Origin of the sequence: Acuticoccus sp. I52.16.1 (assembly GCF_022865125.1) — a bacterium.
GTDB lineage: Bacteria > Pseudomonadota > Alphaproteobacteria > Rhizobiales > Amorphaceae > Acuticoccus.
This window is the reverse complement of record NZ_CP094828.1, coordinates 4407851-4426304: the sequence shown is the minus strand read 5'-3', so window position 1 is coordinate 4426304 and position 18454 is coordinate 4407851. Positions and strand designations below refer to the sequence as shown.

The following is an 18454-nucleotide window of genomic DNA, read 5'->3' as shown; positions in this document are numbered from 1 at the left end:
TGGCATGCAAAACATGACAACGGGAGGCGCCGGATGAGGGAGGACGCCGACATCGCCATCGTCGGCGGCGGGCTGATCGGCCTCTGGACGGCCGTGCGCGCAGCGCGAGCCGGTCGCCGCGTCCACCTCCTCGAGGCCGAGACGATCGGCCGGCACGCCTCCTGCGCGAGCGCCGGTGGGATCCGCAGCCTCAACCGGCACCCCGCAGAGATCCCACTCGCCCGCGCCGCGCTCGCCCTCTGGCGCACCGCCGCAGCCGACCTCGGCTCCGACGTCGGCTTCGTCCCCTCCGGGCAGGTCCGCGTCGCCGAGGACGACGAGGCGATGACCGCGCTCGAGGCCCGCGCCGCCGCCACCCGCGCGCTCGGCTACGACCACGAGGTGACCATCGGCGCCGCCGCCCTCGCCGCGCTGGAGCCGGCCCTCGCCCGGCATTGCCGCGGCGCGCTCGTCGTGCGGGACGACGGCTTCGCCGATCCGCTGAAGACCGTCCACGCCCTCGCCCGCGCCGCCCGTGCCGCCGGCGTCCGGGTCAGCGAGCAACGCCCCGCCCTCGCCGTCGTGCGCGACGCCGCGTGCCTGCGGGTGGAGACGCCCACCGGGCCGGTGCGCGCACCGATCGTCGTCAACGCGGCCGGGGCGTGGGGCGATGCGCCGGCGGCCGGCGCGGGTGAGCCGGTGCCGCTCACCCCGACCGCGCTGCAAATGAGCGTCACCGAGCCGCTGGCCCCGTTCGTGAGCGCGGTCGTCGGCACGCAAAACGGCAAACTGTCGTTGAAGCAGAAGCGCTCCGGGCACGTCGTCATCGGTGGCGGCTTCGCCGGCGAGGTGGACGCGGCACACCGGATCGGGCGCCCGCGCCCCACGCTGGTCGGCGCCAACCTCGCCAACGCACAGCGACTTTTCCCGCACCTCGCGGAGGCGCGGATCGTGCGCACCTGGGCCGGGCTGGAAGGCGTCACCGCCGACGGGCTCCCGATCATTTCGGCAAGCCGCACGACGACTGGCCTCATTCATGCCTTCGGCTTCTCAGCGCACGGGTTCGCCCTGTCGCCGCTGATCGCACACCTCATCCTGGAGATCGCCGACGGGCGGCCTTCGTCAGCCCCGATCGCGCCCTTCGGCGTCGACCGGTTCCCATCCGTTTTGGAGGAGCGTCGCTATGCTTGAGCCCGAGGGCCGCGTCATCATGATTTCGGGGGCGAGCCGCGGCATCGGCCGCGCCCTCGCCGAGACGCTGCTGGCCAAGGGCTATTCGGTCAGCGCCGGTGCCCGCAACGTCGACGCGATGGCCGCCGCCCTCCCCGACGCGCCGCAGGACCGCTTCCTCGCCGCCCGCTACGACGCCGAGGACCGCAGCACCTACCAGGCCTGGATCGACGCCACGGTGGCGAAGTTCGGCCGGATCGACGGCCTGGTGAACAACGCCGGCACCTCCAACACCTTCTCGATCGAGGCGGGTGACGAGGCGGACCTCGACACGCTCTTCACCATCAACATCAAGGGCCCGCTCTACATGACGCGGCTGGCGCTGCCGCACCTGAAGAAGGCCGGCTCCGGGCGCATCATCAACGTGGCGTCTCTCTCCGGCAAACGCGTGCGCAACGACAACATCGCCTACGCGATGACCAAGCATGCCCTCATCGCCTTGACCCACGGTACGCGGCGTATCGGCTGGGAGGACGGCGTGCGGGCCACGTCCGTGTGCCCCAGCTTCGTCGCGACCGACCTCACCGCCGGCGTCACCAAGGTGAGCCGCGAGGAGATGATCGACCCCGACGACCTCGCCGAGCTGATCGCCACGGCCATCGCGCTGCCCAACACGGCGGTGATGGCGGAGATGCTCGTCAACTGCCGCCTGGAAGACCTGTTCTGAGCCTTGTTCTGCGTGCCGGGCACACCCGACCGAACCGACATCGAAGGAGGAGTTCCATGAAAACGAAAATCCTACTGGCCGGCCTCGCGAGCATGCTCATGGCGAGCGCCGCCCATGCCGACGGGACCACGCTCAACGTCGGCATGGGGACGGCCGACGCGGGCACGCTCGACCCGCACGTCGCCACGACGACGCCCGACAAGGGCCTGCTCTACTGGATGTTCAACGGGCTCGTGCGCATCACCCCCGGCCAGTCGAGCCCGGAATTCATCGAGCCCGACATCGCCGAGAGCTGGGAGACGTCCGAGGACGGCCTGACCTGGACCTTCAAGCTGCGCGAGGACGTCGACTGTCACGGCGAATACGGCAACCTCGACGCCGAGGACGTGGTCTATTCGCTGAAGCGCTCGGCCAACGGCGACACCTCGTCCTTCGCCAAGGACTACACGCCCATCTCCTCCATCGAGGCGACGGGCCCCTACGAGGTGACGATCCAGCTCGAGCACGCGATTCCGAGCCTTCTGGGGCTGCTCGTGCCCTATCACGGCGGCAACATCGTCTGCCAGGACGCGGTCGAGGCGCTGGGCGACGACTTCAAGACCAACCCGATCGGCACCGGCCCGTTCATGTTCGCCGAGTATCAGCCGCAGCAGTACGTGAAGCTGGTCGCCAATCCGGACTACTTCCGCGGCGAACCCGAGATCAAAGAGATCTACTACCGCTACATCCCGTCCGACGCGGCGCGTGACCTCGCCTTCCAGGCCGGCGAGATCGACATGATCTACGGCCGCCAGGACCAGACCTGGGTGGAGCGCATCGAGAAGGTGCCGAACACCAAGGTCTCGGTGATGGTGCCGGGCGAAATGTCGGTCATCCACCTCAACATGACCAAGCCGCCGCTGGACGAGATCAAGGTGCGCCAGGCGATCGCCCACGCCATCGACCGCGACACGATGGTGGCCTTCAAGGGCGACCGCGTGACGCTGCCGGCGATCTCGCCCGTGCCGGAAGGCTACCTCGGCTACACCGACGACGTGCCGACCTACGAGTTCTCGGTCGAGAAGGCCAAGGAGCTGCTGGCGGAGGCCGGCCACCCGGACGGCATCACCATCAAGGCGATCCACACCACGCTGCCGGGCATGCTCTCGACGATGGAAGCGGTGCAGGAACTGCTGCGTCAGGCGGACATCAACATGGAGATCGAGACGGTGGAGCACGCAACGTTCCACAGCCAGATCCGCGAGGACGCCAGCGACGTGGTCCACTATTCGGCCGCCCGCTTCCCGATCGCCGACACCTACCTGACGCAGTTCTTCCACTCCGACTCGACCGTCGGCACGCCGACCGCGGTGACGAACTTCTCGCACTGCGACGTCGCCGACGACGAGATCGAGGCCGCCCGCACCGAGACCGACCCGAAGAAGCAGGCCGAGCTCTGGGCGAGCGCGCAGCAGAAGATCATGGAGGAGGTCTGCGCGGTGCCGATCTACCAGAACCTCCAGCTCTGGGCGTGGAAGGACAATCTCGATCTCGGCTACGACATCAAGGGTTCGCTGAACCTGTCGCCCGCCGTCACCGAGAAGGCCCACTTCACCGACTGACGCGCCTGGCGGCCGCCCGCGGGTGGCCGCCATCCGCCCACCTCGGAGGACCGATGGCAGAGGCCACGCACCCCTGGCGGCCGACCGCACGCGCGGGCCTGGACCGGCACGCGGTGAGGCTAACCCTCGTCCCGGTCCACCCGTTCAAGCAGGAGACTTCCCCATGACGGGACTGCCCCCGACGGGCCACGCGACCGCCGGAGGCGAGCGCCGGTGACGGCCTTCGTCCTCAAGCGGCTCGGGTTCGCCTGCGTCACGCTGTTCGGCGTGCTGACGGTCGTGTTCTTCATCGTGCGCGTGCTGCCGGGCGATCCGGCGCTGATCATCCTGGGCGATCAGGCGAGCCAGGCCTCGATCGCCTCGCTGCGCGAGCGGCTCGGCCTCAACGAACCGATGATCGTGCAATATCTGCGCTTCCTCGGTGGCGTGATCGTCGGCGACTGGGGCGTCTCGCTGGTCTCGGGCCGGCCGGTCATCGAGGAGGTCATGAAGGTCCTCCCGGCGACCTTGGAGCTGACGAGCGTCTCGCTGGTGATCGGCGCGGTGCTCGGCATCCCGCTCGGCGTCTGGTCCGCGCTCCGCCGCAACAAGTTCACCGACTACGTCATCCGCATCACGTCGCTTCTGGGCCTGTCGCTGCCGGCGTTCGTGTCGGGCATCCTGCTCCTGATCGCGTTCGCCATCCAGCTGGACTGGTTCCCGGTGATCTCGTCCGGCCGCGGCACCACGCTCGGGGACCGCCTGTCGGACCTCGCCCTGCCGGCGATCAACCTCGGCCTCATCATGGCGGCCTACATCACCCGCGTCGCCCGCTCGGCGATGCTGGAGGTTCTCAACCAGGATTATGTGCGCACCGCCGAGGCGAAGGGCCTCGCCTTCGCCGTCATCGTCTGGCGCCACTGTCTGCGCAATGCGCTGATCCCGGTGGTGACGGTGGTCGGCCTCTATCTCGGCTACCTGATCGGCAATTCGGTCCTGACCGAGATCGTCTTCAACCGGCCGGGGCTCGGCAAGCTGATCGTCGGCGCGCTCAACCAGCGCGACTACACGATGCTGCAGGGGATGATGGTCATCTACACGCTGATCGTCGTGCTGGTGAACCTTTGCACCGACCTCGTCTACGGCCTCATCGACCCGAGGATCAAATACAAATGAGCACCCTCGGATCCCGCCCCCCCACCTCCCGCCCCCCCACCTCCCGCATCGCCTATGTGAGCCGGGTCTCGAGGGCGTTCGGCGCCGGGCTCTACAAGGCCTTCAACGCCAACAAGACGTCGTGGGTGGGGCTCGGCCTCTTCCTCGCCGTGTGCCTGCTGGCGATCCTCGCCCCGTGGATCGCGCCCTACGACCCGATCGACCAGTCCATCCTCTTCCGCCTCAAACCGCCGTCGGCCGAGCACTGGTTCGGCACCGACTATTACGGCCGCGACGTCCTCTCGCGCATCCTCTACGGCGGACGCATCTCGCTCACCATCGGCCTGCTCGCGATCGGCCTGGCGCTGGTGGTCGGCACGATGATCGGCATGATCGCCGGCTACTTCGGCGGCGCGATCGACATCGTGCTGATGCAGATCATGGACGTCTTCCTGGCGTTCCCGGCGCTGATCCTGGGGCTCTTCATCGTCGCGATGCTGGGCCCCTCGGTCGAGAACCTGATCTTCGCCATCGCCGTCACCGCGGTCGCCCCCTTCGCACGCATCGCGAGGGCTCCCACGATCTCCATCAAGGAGCGCGAGTTCGTGGAGGCGGGCCGCGCGCTCGGCTTCTCCAACCGGCGGCTGATCGTGGGGCATATCCTGCCCAACATTCTCCCCGAGATCCTGGTGATGGGCTCGCTCTACCTCGCGACCGCGATCCGCGTCGAAGCCTCGCTCGCCTTCATCGGCCTCGGTGTCGCGCCGCCGACACCGACATGGGGCGGCATGATCCGCGAAGGCTTCGAGAACATCCTCGACTCGTTCTGGCTGGCGGTCTTCCCGTCCATCGCGATCCTCATCGTCGTGTTCTCGCTGAACCTCCTCGGCGACGGCCTGCGCGATGCGATCGACCCGCGTCTGAAAGGCGAAGAATGAGAGTGCTCAGCGTCGACGAACTCTCGGTCGCCTTCCGCTCCGAGGGCCGCTGGCTCACGGTGGTCGACGGCGTCTCGTTCCATATCGAGGAGGGCGAGACGGTGGCGGTGGTGGGCGAATCGGGCTCCGGCAAGTCGGTGACCGCGCTCTCCATCATGCGCCTCCTGCAAAAGGGCGTCTCACGCATCGAGGGGCGCATCTCGCTCGGCGACACGGAACTGACCGCGCTGAGCGATGCGGCGATGCGCGACGTGCGCGGCGCTGACATCGGCATGATCTTCCAGGAGCCGATGACGAGCCTCAACCCGGTGCTGACGGCCGGCTTCCAGGTGACGGAGGCGCTGCGCCGCCATCGCGGGATGTCCGCCGCGGATGCGCGCAAGGAGGCGCTGCGCCTCTTCGATCTCGTCCGCATCCCCGACGCCGGGCGCCGCTTCGACCAGCACCCGCACACCTTCTCGGGCGGCCAGCGCCAGCGCGTGATGATCGCGATGGCGATGGCGTGCCGGCCCAAGCTACTCATCGCCGACGAACCGACGACGGCGCTCGACGTCACCATCCAGGCCCAGATCCTGTCCCTGATCGCCGAACTCCAGAAGGAGATCGGCATGGCGGTGATGTTCATCACCCACGACATGGGCGTGGTGGCGGAGATCGCCGACCGCGTCGTGGTGATGCTGAAGGGCGACAAGGTCGAGGAAGGCCCGGTTCGCGAGATCTTCGCCGCCCCGCGCGAGCCCTACACGCGCATGCTCCTCGCCTCGGTCCCCCGCCTCGGCGCCCTCGGCGAGACGACCACCCCCCGCCGCTTCGCCGACCTTTCGGCCGCCGAGCCGATCGAGGTGCCGCAGGAGCCGGACAAGCGGGGCGCGCCGATCCTCTCGGTGGAGAACCTCGTCACCCGCTTCCCGGTGCGCGGCGGGCTGCTCGGCCGCACGGTCGGCCACGTCCACGCGGTCGAGGACGTCTCGTTCGCGGTGCGGGCGGGCGAGACACTGGCGCTGGTGGGCGAATCGGGCTGCGGTAAGTCCACCACCGGCCGCTCGCTGCTGCGGCTGATCGAGCCGACGGGCGGGCGCATCGCCTTCGAGGGCGAGGACGTGATGGCGGCGAAGCCCGCCGAGATGCGACGGATCCGCCGGCGGATGCAGATGATCTTCCAGGACCCGTTCGGCTCGCTCAACCCGCGCAAGACGGTGGGCGCGGCGATCCGCGAGCCGATCCGCGTGCACGGCCTCGCCAGTGCGGCGGAGGCCGAGGCGCGGGTGGCGGACCTGTTGGAGCGCGTCGGCCTCACCCCCGACCACGCGCTGCGGTTCCCGCACGAGTTCTCGGGCGGCCAGCGCCAGCGGGTGTGCATCGCGCGGGGCCTGGCGCTCGACCCGACGCTCCTCGTCGCCGACGAATCGGTCTCCGCGCTCGACGCGTCCGTGAAGGCGCAGGTGGTCAACCTGATGCTCGACCTGCAGCGCGACCTCGGCCTCGCCTACGTCTTCATCAGCCACGACATCGCGGTGGTGGAGCGGGTGAGTCACCGGGTGGCGGTGATGTACCTGGGCGAAATCGTCGAGATCGGTCCGCGCGCGGCGGTCCTGACGTCACCGCGGCACCCTTATACGCAAAAGCTCATCGCCGCGGTGCCGATCGCCGACCCGGCCGAGCGCCAAGGCGCGCGCGACCTCCTGACCGACGAGATCAAGGGCACCGTCCGCCCCCTCGACTACGTGCCGGAAAAACGCCGCATGATCGAAGTCGCGCCGGACCACTTCGTCATGGAGCACTGACCCCGCCCCTCACCCCTCGAGGCGGCACCCGCACGGCCCGAGGGATGCGGCGGGGTCAAGCGCGCACCCGGAGCCACGCGCAGCGCAGCGAGCATGGCGAGGACGAGCGCTTGACGCTGTCGCAGCCCACTCCACGCTGGACCGGGTCTGCAGGAATGAAGGGCGCCAGCCCGCCCATCCTGCAGGCCTGCCCATCGGCGAGATGGAGGGAGCGCGAGGGGGGAACTCCCCTCGCTCCGCCTCTCCGCCCGGCAGCGCGCTCACGGGTTCAGGCGGGGCCGCGCCTCAAGCGTATCGAGAGAGGAACCGCTGCGCCCGTTCCGTCTTGGGGTTGCCGAAGAACTCGCTCGGCGTCGCGTGCTCGACGACCACGCCGCGGTCCATGAACACCACCTCGTCGCAGACGTCGCGCGCGAAGCCCATCTCGTGGGTGACGACGACCATCGTCATCCCCTCCTTGGCGAGGTCGCGCATCACGGCGAGCACCTCGCCGACCAGCTCCGGATCGAGGGCACTGGTGGGCTCGTCGAACAGGAGCACGTCCGGCTTCATGCACAGCGCGCGGGCGATGGCGACGCGCTGCTTCTGCCCGCCCGAGAGCGCGTAGGGGTAGACGTCGCGCTTGTCGGCGAGGCCGACCTTGGCGAGCAGCGCCTCGCCGTGCGCGGTGGCGTCGGCCTTGGAGACGCCGAGGACCTTGGTCGGCGCCTCGATCACGTTCTGCAGCACGGTGAAGTGCGGCCACAGATTGAAGCTCTGAAAGACCATCCCCATCCGCGCACGACTGCGGGCGAGTTCCTTGTCGCTCATCAGCCGCCCGTCGGGGTGACGGCCGACCGGCTCGCCGCGCAGGAGCACCCGGCCCTTGTCGGGCGTCTCCAGGAAATTGAGGCAGCGCAGCATGGTGGACTTGCCGGAGCCCGACGGCCCCAGCACGGAGATCGTGTCTCCGGGGTTCACCACGAGCGAGATGTCGCGCAGCACCTCCAGCTCGCCGAAGGTCTTGGAGATGTGACGCGCTTCGAGGGCGGGGGGCGCGGGATCAGGCACGGCCGAGGCCTCTCTTTCTGGCAAAGCGTCCGACGAGGAAGACGAGGCCCTCGATCGCCATCGTCATCAGCCAATAGAGCGCGATGGCGACGATGAAGGGTTGCAGCGGCACGAAGTACATCGACTGCACCGAGGAGGCCGCGTAGGTCAGCTCCTGCACGGTGATGATCATCAGGAAGGCGGTGTCCTTCAGCATGTAGATGAGCTGATTGCCGAGGATCGGCGCGCTGCCGAGGACGAGCTGCGGCAAGACGATGCGCAGGAACAGCTTGGCGCCGTGGAAGCCCATGGCGCGGGCCGCCTCGGTCTGCCCCGGGGGAAGCTGCGCCCACGCGCCGCGCAGGATCTCCGCCACGTAGGCCGCATGGTAGAGGATCAACCCGGACAGCCCCGCCGTCCACGCCGACATGCGGATCCCGACCGACGGCAGGCCGTAGTAGAGCAGATAGGCGAAGATCAGGAACGGGAGCATGCGCATGCCGTCGACGTAGACGTGCGCGGCACCCTTGACCGACGGGTTGCGGGCGACGAGGGCGTTGGCGAGGAAGGCGCCGAGAACGAAGGCGCCGACGACCGAAACGCCGAACAGCATCAGCGTATTGGAGAAGCCGCGCGCGAACCGCGGCCACTCCTGGAGGACGATCTCCCAATCACTCATGCGAGGTCACTCATGCGCTGTCACCCACCCGAACGCCTCATGCGGCACGTTTCGCGGCGCGCGCTTCGAGCACGCGTTGCAGGCGCACCATCCCGGCGATGATGAGCATGTAGATGACGCCCGCCGCGATGATCGGCGGCAGCGGCTCGTAGGTGCGCGCGGAGATGCGGTCGGTCACGCGCGTGAGGTCGACGATGCCGATGACGGCGATCGCCGGGCTCGCCTTGATGAGCAGGGTCGCCTCGTTCATCAGCCCCGGCAGGGCCGCCATCGACATCTGCGGCAGCATGATGCGGCGAAAGATCAACGGCCGCGGCATTCCCACCGCCTGCGCCGCCTCGACCTGGCCGCGGGGGAACGCGTCGTACACCGAGCGCCAGATCTCCGCGTTGAACGTCGCGGTATTGAGGAGCAGCGTCAGCACGCCGGCGGTGACCGCGTCGATATCGATGCCGACCACCGGCAGGCCCACGAAGAGCAGCAGCACCAGCGTCACCAGCGGCGTCGCGCGGCCGATGGAGATGTAGAGCGCCAGGACCTGCGACAGGACGGGGATCCCCGCGACCCGCCCCAGCCCCAGCAGGAGGCCGAGCGGTACGCCGCCGACGATGGCGAGCGCGGAGATCCAAATCGTGGTCCATGCGCCCGAAAGGAGCATCTGGAATTCGGCGCCGGTCACCCGTCTCGCCTCCTGTGCGCCGGGCGGATCAGTCGACCCGCGTCAGCGCTTCGTAGGTCTCGACGGAGGTGATGGGTTCGGCGGGCAGGTCCGGGAAGGCCTGGCCGAACCATTTCTCCTGCAACTCGGCGAGCTTGCCGCTCTCCTTCATCTCGAGGATGAACCCGTTGATGAAATCGAGCAGCTCCTCGTTGCCCTTGGGCACCGGGTAGGCGTGGAAGCCGGGGCCGGAGACAGGCTCGCCGAGGGTGAACTCGTCGCCGCGCTCGGCGATGAGGCTCTTGGCGGAGATGATGGAGTTGACCGTATAATCGAGGCGCCCGTTCTTCAGGTCCTCGTAGATCTCCGGATAGGACGTGTACTCGACGACGCGGCCCATCGACCCGCCGCTCTCCTCCAGCATCGCCTCGAGCTCCGGCAGGCGCGACAGGAGCACCGAGCCGGCCTGCACCCCGACGGTCAGCCCGTCGAGGTCGGCGATGCCGGCGATGCGGTCGTCGTCGGCGCGCTTGATGTAGTAGTGCTGGGCCGAGGCGGTCGGCACCGCGAAATCGAAGACCCGCAGTCGCTCGGGAGAGATGATCGAGCCGGTGATCGCCGCGTCGTACTTGCCGGCACGCACCGCGGCGAGCAGGCCCGACCACGGCAGGATGTCCTGTCGGATCTCGAACGGGGCGTATTCCTTGAGAGCGGCGACCATGTCGTGGGTGAAGCCGGTCGGCGTGTCACCCTCCATGATCTCGAACGGTGCGTAGTTGTCCTCGGTGGCGATGCTCATGTAGCCGCGCTCCTTGATCTCGGCGAGATCGGCGGCGCCGGCCGCGAGCGGCGCCGCGATCAGGCCGAGGGCGAGGACGGTCCGGCTGAGGACGTTGGGCAGATCCACCATGTCTTGCTCCGTTCTGGTTGCCTGGGCGGCCCGCCGCGGCGGCGGTACGGGCGGGGTTGCGTGGCCCGGAGCGCTGCAACCTCAATGCCAGATCCGAAACCGGCGGCGAAAAGTCGACGCGCCGAGCCCGAGCTGTCGGCCGGCAAAGCCGGAGCGGGCCGCACATGGCGCCGGGCGCGCATTTATTGCACCATTGCCCGACGAGCCGGGCGCGACGGCCTCCGGCACGCGAGCGAGGAACGGAGAATGCGATGGCGGCGCGGCGTGCGATGTGGATTTCGGCAACGCTGGCGTCGGCGCTGGCCGTGACCGCCGGCGGCGGCGCACCGGCACACGCGCAGGAGGTCGGCCCCGGCGCCTATGCGTGCCAAGGGGCGCGGGCGGTCTCCATCCGCCACGAAGACGACGGCACCCCGGTCGCCGGGGCCGAGGCCCCGCCGGAGATGCCGTTCCGGATTCTGATCGGCCGGGCCGACCCGGAGGACCAGTTCATGAACTGCATGGCAATCGCCGGGGCGGACGACGACACCATCCAGGACCTCTGCCGCGACGGCGACCTCGTCATCTACGAGGCGGCGATCGCCGACCGGGACGAGCCGTGGTTCGCCGCGCTCTACGCCTGGGCCGGCCGGATCGAGGCCGGGGCGCCGGTGACGTTCATGAACGGCCCCTCCTCGCTGCACTTCTTCGCCGGCCGGGGCGACTTCCGCTACACGCTGATCTACTCGGTGCCGCAGTCGGTGCCGATGGGGTTCACGTTCGACTACGTCACCGAGCAGGGCAGCTGCCGGCGGACCGGGTGAGCCGGGCTCAGTCGGTCGCGGCGATATCGTCGATGCCGGTGCGGGTCAGCCGCTCGTAGCGCCGGCGATACATCGCGACGACGGTGTCGAGCACGCAGGGCTCGGTGTGGCCGATGGCGTCCAGCGCCGCCTTCATGCGCTCGACGTCTCCGTCCTGGGCGGCCTCGGCGAGGATGTCGATCCCCTTGGCGGTCATCTCCAGCTGATGCGACGGCGGGTGGTTGGGGCCGCCGATGAGGCCGAAGACGTCGATCGCCTCGGTCTTTCCCTTCACCTTCACCTTATCCACCAGGGCGAAGAGATAGCCGGCGGGACGCGCCTGCTCGGCCGTCCTCGGACCGACGAGGATCGGCAGCCCGTAGGTCTTCGTCTGGCTCTCCAGGCGCGAGGCGATGTTCACGTCGTCGCCGATCACCGAATAGTCGAACCGCTGGCTGGCGCCCAGGTTGCCGACGCAGCACACGCCGGTGTTGAGGCCGATGCCGATGGCCGTCTCCGGCAGCGCCCCACCCGAGCGCGCGTTGAACGCCTCCAGCGCGTCGAGCATGTGGAGCGCGGTCTCGCAGGCGTGGGCGGCGTGGGCGAAGTCGTCCAGCGGCGCGTTCCAGAACGCCATGATGGCATCGCCCATATATTTGTCGATCGTGCCGCGGTGGGCGAGGATGACGCCCGTCATCTCTGTCAGGAAGGCGTTGAGGTAGGCGGTCAGCGCCTGGGCGTCCATCGTCTCGCCGATGGTGGTGAAGCCGCGAATGTCCGTGAAGAGGATCGTCATCGGGCGCATCTCGCCGCCGAGCGTCAGCCGGGCGGGGTCTTGCGCCAGGTTCTCCACCACGTCGCGCGAGACGTAGCGGCTGAAGGCGTCGCGCACCCAGCGCCGGTCCCTCCGCTCGCGCACGGCGACCCATGCCGTCGTCGCGAACAGGGTCACCGCGCTGGCGAGTGACGGGTAGGACGGGTCGAGGAAGAGCCCCGCACGCACGAAAGCGGCGTAGCTGCCGGCGAAGACGAGGCCGATGGTCGCCACCCCCACCAGCACCGCCGTCTGCGGCGAGAAGAGCCCCGAGACGAAGCCGAACAGGACCGCCAGCACGATGAAGACGACGAGCTCCAGCCCCTCCGCCCAGTCCGGCCGCTCCAACCACACCCCTTCGACGATCTGCTCGATGAGCTGGGCGTTGATCTCGATGCCGGGGATCGCGACGTCGATCGGCGTCGCCTGAAGGTCGAACAGCCCCGTCGCCGTCGCGCCGACGAGGATGATGCGCCCGGCGATCTCGTCCGGGTCGACGAGCCCCTCCAGCACCCACCAGGCGGGGATCAGGCGCGCCGCTTCGTGCGGGGTGTAGTGCATCAGCACGCTGCCGTCGCGGGTCGTCGGCACGGCGAAGGCGCCGATCTTGACCGCGTTGATGCCGGTGTGAGCGCCGAACGAGGTCTGCCCGCTGGCGTTGGAGGAGCGCACCACGAAGCCGGAGGCCTGCTGCGCGACGCGCAGCGTCTCGGCCGCGAGACCGGGCATGTAGACGCCGTCCTCGGCATGGAAGAGCAGCGGTACGGTGCGCACGATCTGGTCCGTACCCGGCAGCCAGTTGAGCGCGCCGAGGCCGAGGGCGGCCTGCGCCAAGCCCGGAAGCGGCCCGTTGATCCGGCCGAAGTGGGGGAGGAACTGGTCGGGCGGGTCCCCGGCGAAGGCGAACCCGGCCTTGGGATCGGTGAAGCCGCGGTCGGCCTGCGGCGCGTCGACCCCCGGCCCCGCCCCCGCCTCCAGCAGGACGCCCACCACCGCCGGCGCATTCTGGAGCGAGACGGCCAGCATATCGTCGCCCCGCGGCACGCCCTGTAGCGCCGCGGCGACACGCTCGCGCTCCGGCCCCTCGGGCATCAGGCGGGCGATATTGTCGGGCGACATGCGGTCCGCCTCGGCGAACAGGATGTCGAGGCCGATCGCGGCGGCGCCCATCTCGGTCAGCCGGTCGACCAGATCGGCGACGCGGCTGCGCGGCCAGGGCCATTGGCCGAGCCGGTCGAGGGATTCCTCGTCGATGGCGATGATGCGCACGGGGGCATCGAGGTCATACTGCCGCGGGTGGAGGTTCTGGTACTCATCGAACACGATCGTCCGCAACCGCTGCAAGGCGGCGAAGTTCTCGACCCTGACGAGAATGCCGGTCACGATGAGGGCGAACGTGATCAGGGTCAGCGGTGCCACGCGGCGCAGCAGCCGGCGCCACCGAGTGGGGCGCAGGCGGCGCTGTTTCAGGGCTTGCGGACCGGAGCCGCCCCCCTCGCCGGTGCGTTCCATCGACCCGCCACCCCGCCGTCATCTCAAAATTGTTGCCGAGACGCGACACACGCCGGAAGAACGCAGAATCGGCCCCCATGGACCGATGTGATCATGCCAGCACTGTGTCAAGTTCGGCTGTATCAATTTGCATCCTTATGTCTGTTTCTGACGAAGAGGTTGGTCCATGGCCCGCATGTCGACGGTGCGCCGCCGAACAGCACGCGGAGCCCTGCTTCGTGGTGTCCTGTCGCTCTTCGTCGTGGTCGCGCTCGCGGGCACGGGATGGGCGCAGTCGTCCACGGGGCCGAGCTCGCTGGAGGCCCGGCGCGACCAGCTCTTCCTCGCCACGCTGAACGATCCCGACAACCTCGACGTCGCCTTCGAGTATGCGCTCGTCTCCGCCCAGCTCGGCGACTACGAGGGTGCGATCGCGACCCTCGAGCGCATTCTCGTCTTCGCGCCGAACCTGCCACGCGTGCAGCTCGAACTCGGAGTGCTGTACTACCGCATCGGCGCGCGCGAGATGGCGCGCAGCTACCTCGAGGCCGTCGCCGCACAGCCCAACATCCCGGCCCCGGTCCGCGAGCGCGTGCAGAGCTTCCTCGGCCAGATCGACGCGCAGGACCGGCGGTTCTACGTCTCCGGCCAGGTGGTCGGCGGCATCCAGTACCAGACCAACGCCAACGCCGCGCCGGGCGACGATACGATCACCGTGAACGGCATCCCGGTGGTCTTGAACCAGGACGCGCGGGCGGCCGGCGACTGGAACGTCTTCTCGCTGGCGCGGGCGCACTTCTCCTACGACCTGCGCAACCAGGGCGACCTCATCGAGGCCGACATCACCAACTACAACAGCGTCTTCGGCGACATGCGCCGGCTCGACCTCAACCTGATCGAGGCGCAGATCGGCCCCTCGTTCGGGCTCGGCCGGGTGGGTCTCGACGAGGCGCGCATCGGCGTCTACGGCATCCTCGGCGCCAATGCGCTCGGGCACTCGATCTACTCCAGCACCTACGGCGGCGGCGTGCGCTTCCAGAGCAAGCTGATGGGCAACCTGCTCTACGACGGGCGGGCCGAGGTGCGCGCGCTCAACTACGACAACTCGCAATATTACCCCACCGTCCGGCTACAGACGGGTGAGGAGTATCGCGGCTCGGCCCGGCTGACGGGACTGTGGTCGCCGCAGTGGATCACCTCGCTCGCCGCCGGCTCGCGCATCGTCGACGCGCGCGACGACTTCAAGAGCTTCGCCGAGCTGTCGCTCGTCGGCAATGTCACCTACCGCTTCTTCGGCCCCGGCTACGGCCCGCTCGACCAGGGGGTGCCGTGGGCGCTGTCGCTGACGGGCGGCACCTTGTGGCGCGGCTACTGGGGTCCGGACCCGCTGATCGACCCCAACTCCACCGAAGACGACTACGCCTTCTGGGCCGAGGCCGGCGTCTCGGTGCCGATCGAGAACAACTTCTCGGCCTTCCTCACTGGCCAGATCCGCCACCAAGCGTCCAACTACGACACGCGCGAATATACCAACGCAATCTTCACGCTCGGGCTCTCCAAAAGGTTCTGATGATGGCGAAGACCATGACCCCCGCGCGTCTCGGCCTCCTGGCCGCCACCGCCCTCGCGACGACCGCGCTCGCGCCCCTGTGGACCGCCTCGCCCGGCGCCGCGCAGGACCGCATCGGCGTGACCACCGCGGTCAACCAGAACACCGACGTCGAGCGGATCGCCGGGCGCCGCACCGTCGTCATCGGCGACAACATCCTCTACCAGGACCGCGTCGTCACCTCGTCCGACGGGCTGGCGCAGATCATGTTCGTGGACGGGTCGGCCTTCACCATCGCCTCCAACTCGCGCGTGGTGATCGACGAGTTCGTCTACAATCCCGCCTCCTCCGGCGGCTCGCTGGCGGCCGAGGTGACCCAGGGCGCGCTGCGCTTCGTGGGCGGCAGGCTGTCCAAGCAGGGCGGGCAGGTGCGCTTCGGCACGCCCGTCGGCACGCTCGGCGTGCGCGGCGCGATCGTCAACATCGACCTCGAGCCCGGCTGCATGACGGACGGACGCTGCCCCTCGGCGACCGCCTCGCTGGTGTTCGGCGACGAGATCGTCCTCAACCCGAACGGCGGCGGTCCGCGCGGCCGCATCTACAAGAACGGCTACTCCTTCGCATTCTTCGGCACCGGCGCCGGGGTGCGGGTCGAAACGGTTCCCACCTCCCTGCTCGACCAGTCGACCCTTCAGGGGCGCCTCTCGGGCCGGCCGGGCAAGAATGGCGGCGCCCGCTCACGGCCGACCAACGAGCAGGTGGTCGCCAGCCTCATCCCCGACATGAACTCCGAGCTGGCGCCGCTGACCGTCTTGCCGCGACCGCGGCCGCAGATCGTGCGCAGCAGCATGGCACCGGAGGTGGAAGAGGTCGGCATCGTCAGCGCCACCAACGAGATCCAGACCACCATCGTCGAGCAGGCGGCGGGCGACGAGATCCGCGACGACGTCGGCAATCAGCCCGAGCCGCCGCCCCCACCGCCGCCTCCGCCCCCGCCTCCTCCTCCTCCGCCGCCCCCGCCTCCGCCGCCCCCGCCGGAGGACGAGTTCCCGCTGCGCGCGGCCCGCACGCCCGGCTTCAGCCCCCTCACGCCCGGCATCCCCGGCGAGGAGGTGGACTACGGCGGCCTGACGCTGCTCGCCAATTACCCGCTCGGCGAGACCTTCACCTACATCCGCGACGACGACGGCACGATCACCGGCATCCGCACCGACAGCGGCACGCGCCTCCCTTACGACGAGGCGGAAGGCGACTTCCGCTTCCGCCTCGAGTCCAACACCCTGGGCTTCAACGTGAACGAGGAGGGCGAATCGGAGCCCACACGCGGGGTCATGTACCGCCGCGCCGACGGGTTCGTGCTCTACTACCTGCAACCCGACCGGCCGGACGGCGCCTTCGAGCAGGTGATGTTCACCGGCTACGGCGGCGTCGCGACCCCGGCCGGCGTCTTCTTCCCCGAGGAGGGCGAGCGCGCGCCGCTGGTGCGCACTTACGAGATCGGCTCCAACCCGCAGTGGGACAACCAGGATCTCAACTCGCAGCTTCCGTACCTGAACCCGCTGATCGCGCGGGAATTCGGCCGCTCGCTGCTCTCGGCGAGCACCACCGACCTCTACATGGTCGACGCGGACGACTTCCAGGAGCAGCCCGGTACCTTGCAGGCGGGCATGGTCATCAACGGGTCCGGCGTCGATCAGCGGTCGGTCGTCTCGGTCGGCGTCGGCTTCGTCAGCGGCACCTTCGACGATATCGACGATGCCGGCCTCTTCGCCATCGGCTCGCGCCGCGGCACCTACCGCACCTCGTCCGACTTCGCCCCCTCGGCGATGACCGGCGCGCTCGGTAGCGCCGACTTCATCGTCGACGGCAAGCCGCAGACGATTTACGGCCGCAACGGCGAGACCTTCGCCATCGTCCCCGGCACGGTGCTGTCGGACGACGAGCCCTACGCCGACGACACCGTCGTGCCGCTACGCGAGCCGGTCGTCGGCTTCGTCGACGTGCAGCCCGAGAGCGGCGGATTCCTGAAGGACAACGAGCTGATCAGCGGCACCGGCGTCCTCGCCAACCTCGCATCGCAGACGCCGGTCACCGCGTTCGACCGGGTCGTGGGCCAGTTCGAGGGCTTCGCCGCCGGCATGCTGGAGCCGGACGACGGCGCCCCGGTGGCGATGCGCTCCACCGAGGTCGGCCAGTTCGTGTTGCAGACGCTGGTGCAGAAGTCCGGCATCGGCGGCGTCATCATCGTCGACGACGTCAACGAGAGCGAAGACCCGGTGGCGCGCTACCAGGTCCCGTTCGGCCTCGGCACGGTGGACCTGTCGCAGCGCGCGGACGTCACCGGCCAGGTGGAGGCCTCCATTGCGCTGGTGCGCGGCTCGACGACGACCGAGACCTACGTCGACCACGACACCTACGGCGCCATCGAGGCCGGCTACAACAACGAGCCCGGCAGCCCCGACACGCAGATGACGCTCGACGGCGGCCAGGTGGCCCGCCAGGTCGCCGACCAGAGCCCGGCGACGTACATGATCCCCTCGACCCTCACCCCGCAGCCGCAGCTCTTCGCCGACGCGGGCGTGACGGAGTGCGAATGCGCCTTCCTCGAATGGGGATGGTGGGGCACCCAGACCGACACCGAAACGGGCGACGGGGAGACGCGGCGCGACTTCGTCCATCTGGGCACCTGGGCCGCCGGCGACGTCACCCGCCAGGTCGACATCCCGACCACCGGCTCGGCCACGTTCGACGGTCACGCCGTCGGCAACGTCGCGGCCGAAACCGAGACGGGCACCGCGCGCTATATCGCCGTCGGCGACGTCCACATGGACTTCGACTTCGGCGAGCGGGCCGGCAGCATCCAGTTCTCCAACTTCGACGGCCGGGACTTCGGCGGCGGTGTCGGCATGAACGAGACGCAGTCCGCGCTCAACCAGTTCAGCGGCTCGCTCGGCGGCTCGGACTACGCCGCCAACGCCGAGTTCCCGACGCTGTACGGCAGCGTCTCCGGGGCGTTCGTCGACGGACCGGAGATGAAGGCGCAGGGCATCATCGGCTCCTTCTCGGCCGCCGAGCCGGGATGGCAGGCGACCGGCACGTTCGTCGGCCAGCGCTGACCTTCGGCGGCGGCGCCCCCGAGGGCGCCGCTCGCCATACGAAACGTTGTTTCAGTCTCGGTGAATCCGCGTAAGGTGTCCGCAAAAATGCCC

General features: G+C 69.2%; 14 protein-coding genes. 9 read left to right on the top strand and 5 right to left on the bottom strand.

The features are described from left to right. Positions 1-33: 33 nt before the first annotated feature. The 6 genes from MRB58_RS19955 (at position 34) to MRB58_RS19930 (ending at position 7333) form a co-directional block, all read left to right on the top strand. Positions 34-1170: an FAD-binding oxidoreductase gene (locus MRB58_RS19955; protein WP_244778836.1), complete on the top strand. Its 1137-nt coding sequence runs from the start codon at positions 34-36 to the stop codon at positions 1168-1170. Beyond that, positions 1163-1876 (top strand): SDR family NAD(P)-dependent oxidoreductase, encoded by a 714-nt coding sequence (locus MRB58_RS19950; protein WP_244778835.1) that lies wholly within the window; start codon positions 1163-1165, stop codon positions 1874-1876. The genes MRB58_RS19955 and MRB58_RS19950 overlap by 8 nt, the downstream gene beginning before the upstream one ends. Before the next feature lie 56 nt (positions 1877-1932). Then, a complete protein-coding gene (locus MRB58_RS19945) occupies positions 1933-3477 on the top strand; it encodes an ABC transporter substrate-binding protein (protein WP_244778834.1) in 1545 nt (514 codons plus the stop codon). A gap of 213 nt (positions 3478-3690) precedes the next feature. Further along, positions 3691-4632, top strand: coding sequence for an ABC transporter permease (locus MRB58_RS19940; RefSeq protein WP_244778833.1), 942 nt, complete (start codon positions 3691-3693; stop codon positions 4630-4632). After that, the gene (locus MRB58_RS19935) at positions 4629-5549 is read left to right on the top strand and encodes an ABC transporter permease (protein ID WP_244778832.1); all 921 of its coding nucleotides are present in this window, start codon (positions 4629-4631) and stop codon (positions 5547-5549) included. Before MRB58_RS19940 ends, MRB58_RS19935 begins: the two co-directional genes overlap by 4 nt. Further along, positions 5546-7333 (top strand): ABC transporter ATP-binding protein, encoded by a 1788-nt coding sequence (locus tag MRB58_RS19930; RefSeq protein ID WP_244778831.1) that lies wholly within the window; start codon positions 5546-5548, stop codon positions 7331-7333. The genes MRB58_RS19935 and MRB58_RS19930 overlap by 4 nt, the downstream gene beginning before the upstream one ends. A gap of 285 nt (positions 7334-7618) precedes the next feature. Here the strand turns inward: MRB58_RS19930 and MRB58_RS19925 are convergent, their stop codons facing one another. Genes MRB58_RS19925 through MRB58_RS19910 form a run of 4 tightly spaced genes read right to left on the bottom strand, consistent with a single transcriptional unit; the run spans position 7619 to position 10609 of the window. Continuing rightward, positions 7619-8383, bottom strand: coding sequence for an amino acid ABC transporter ATP-binding protein (locus MRB58_RS19925; protein WP_244778830.1), 765 nt, complete (start codon positions 8381-8383; stop codon positions 7619-7621). Further along, complete coding sequence (locus MRB58_RS19920) at positions 8376-9041, bottom strand: amino acid ABC transporter permease (protein WP_244778829.1); 666 nt, start codon at positions 9039-9041, stop codon at positions 8376-8378. The genes MRB58_RS19925 and MRB58_RS19920 overlap by 8 nt, the downstream gene beginning before the upstream one ends. Positions 9042-9078: 37 nt before the next feature. Beyond that, a complete protein-coding gene (locus MRB58_RS19915; RefSeq protein WP_244778828.1) occupies positions 9079-9720 on the bottom strand; it encodes an amino acid ABC transporter permease in 642 nt (213 codons plus the stop codon). Positions 9721-9748: 28 nt separating this feature from the next. Further along, complete coding sequence (locus MRB58_RS19910) at positions 9749-10609, bottom strand: transporter substrate-binding domain-containing protein (protein WP_244778827.1); 861 nt, start codon at positions 10607-10609, stop codon at positions 9749-9751. A 251-nt stretch (positions 10610-10860) separates the two neighbouring features. Here MRB58_RS19910 and MRB58_RS19905 point away from each other — a divergent pair, with 251 nt between their 5' ends. Continuing rightward, a complete protein-coding gene (locus tag MRB58_RS19905; protein WP_244778826.1) occupies positions 10861-11412 on the top strand; it encodes a hypothetical protein in 552 nt (183 codons plus the stop codon). A gap of 7 nt (positions 11413-11419) precedes the next feature. Here the strand turns inward: MRB58_RS19905 and MRB58_RS19900 are convergent, their stop codons facing one another. Further along, on the bottom strand, positions 11420-13717 hold the full coding sequence (locus tag MRB58_RS19900) for a CHASE2 domain-containing protein (protein ID WP_244778825.1): 2298 nt from the start codon (positions 13715-13717) through the stop codon (positions 11420-11422). Between the two features lie 166 nt (positions 13718-13883). On the opposite strand from MRB58_RS19900, the gene MRB58_RS19895 reads away from it, so the two are divergent. Further along, the gene (locus MRB58_RS19895; RefSeq protein ID WP_244778824.1) at positions 13884-15266 is read left to right on the top strand and encodes a hypothetical protein; all 1383 of its coding nucleotides are present in this window, start codon (positions 13884-13886) and stop codon (positions 15264-15266) included. After that, entirely contained in the window at positions 15266-18361 is a 3096-nt protein-coding gene (locus MRB58_RS19890; protein ID WP_244778823.1) for a FecR family protein, read from the top strand. Before MRB58_RS19895 ends, MRB58_RS19890 begins: the two co-directional genes overlap by 1 nt. Positions 18362-18454 lie beyond the last annotated feature (93 nt).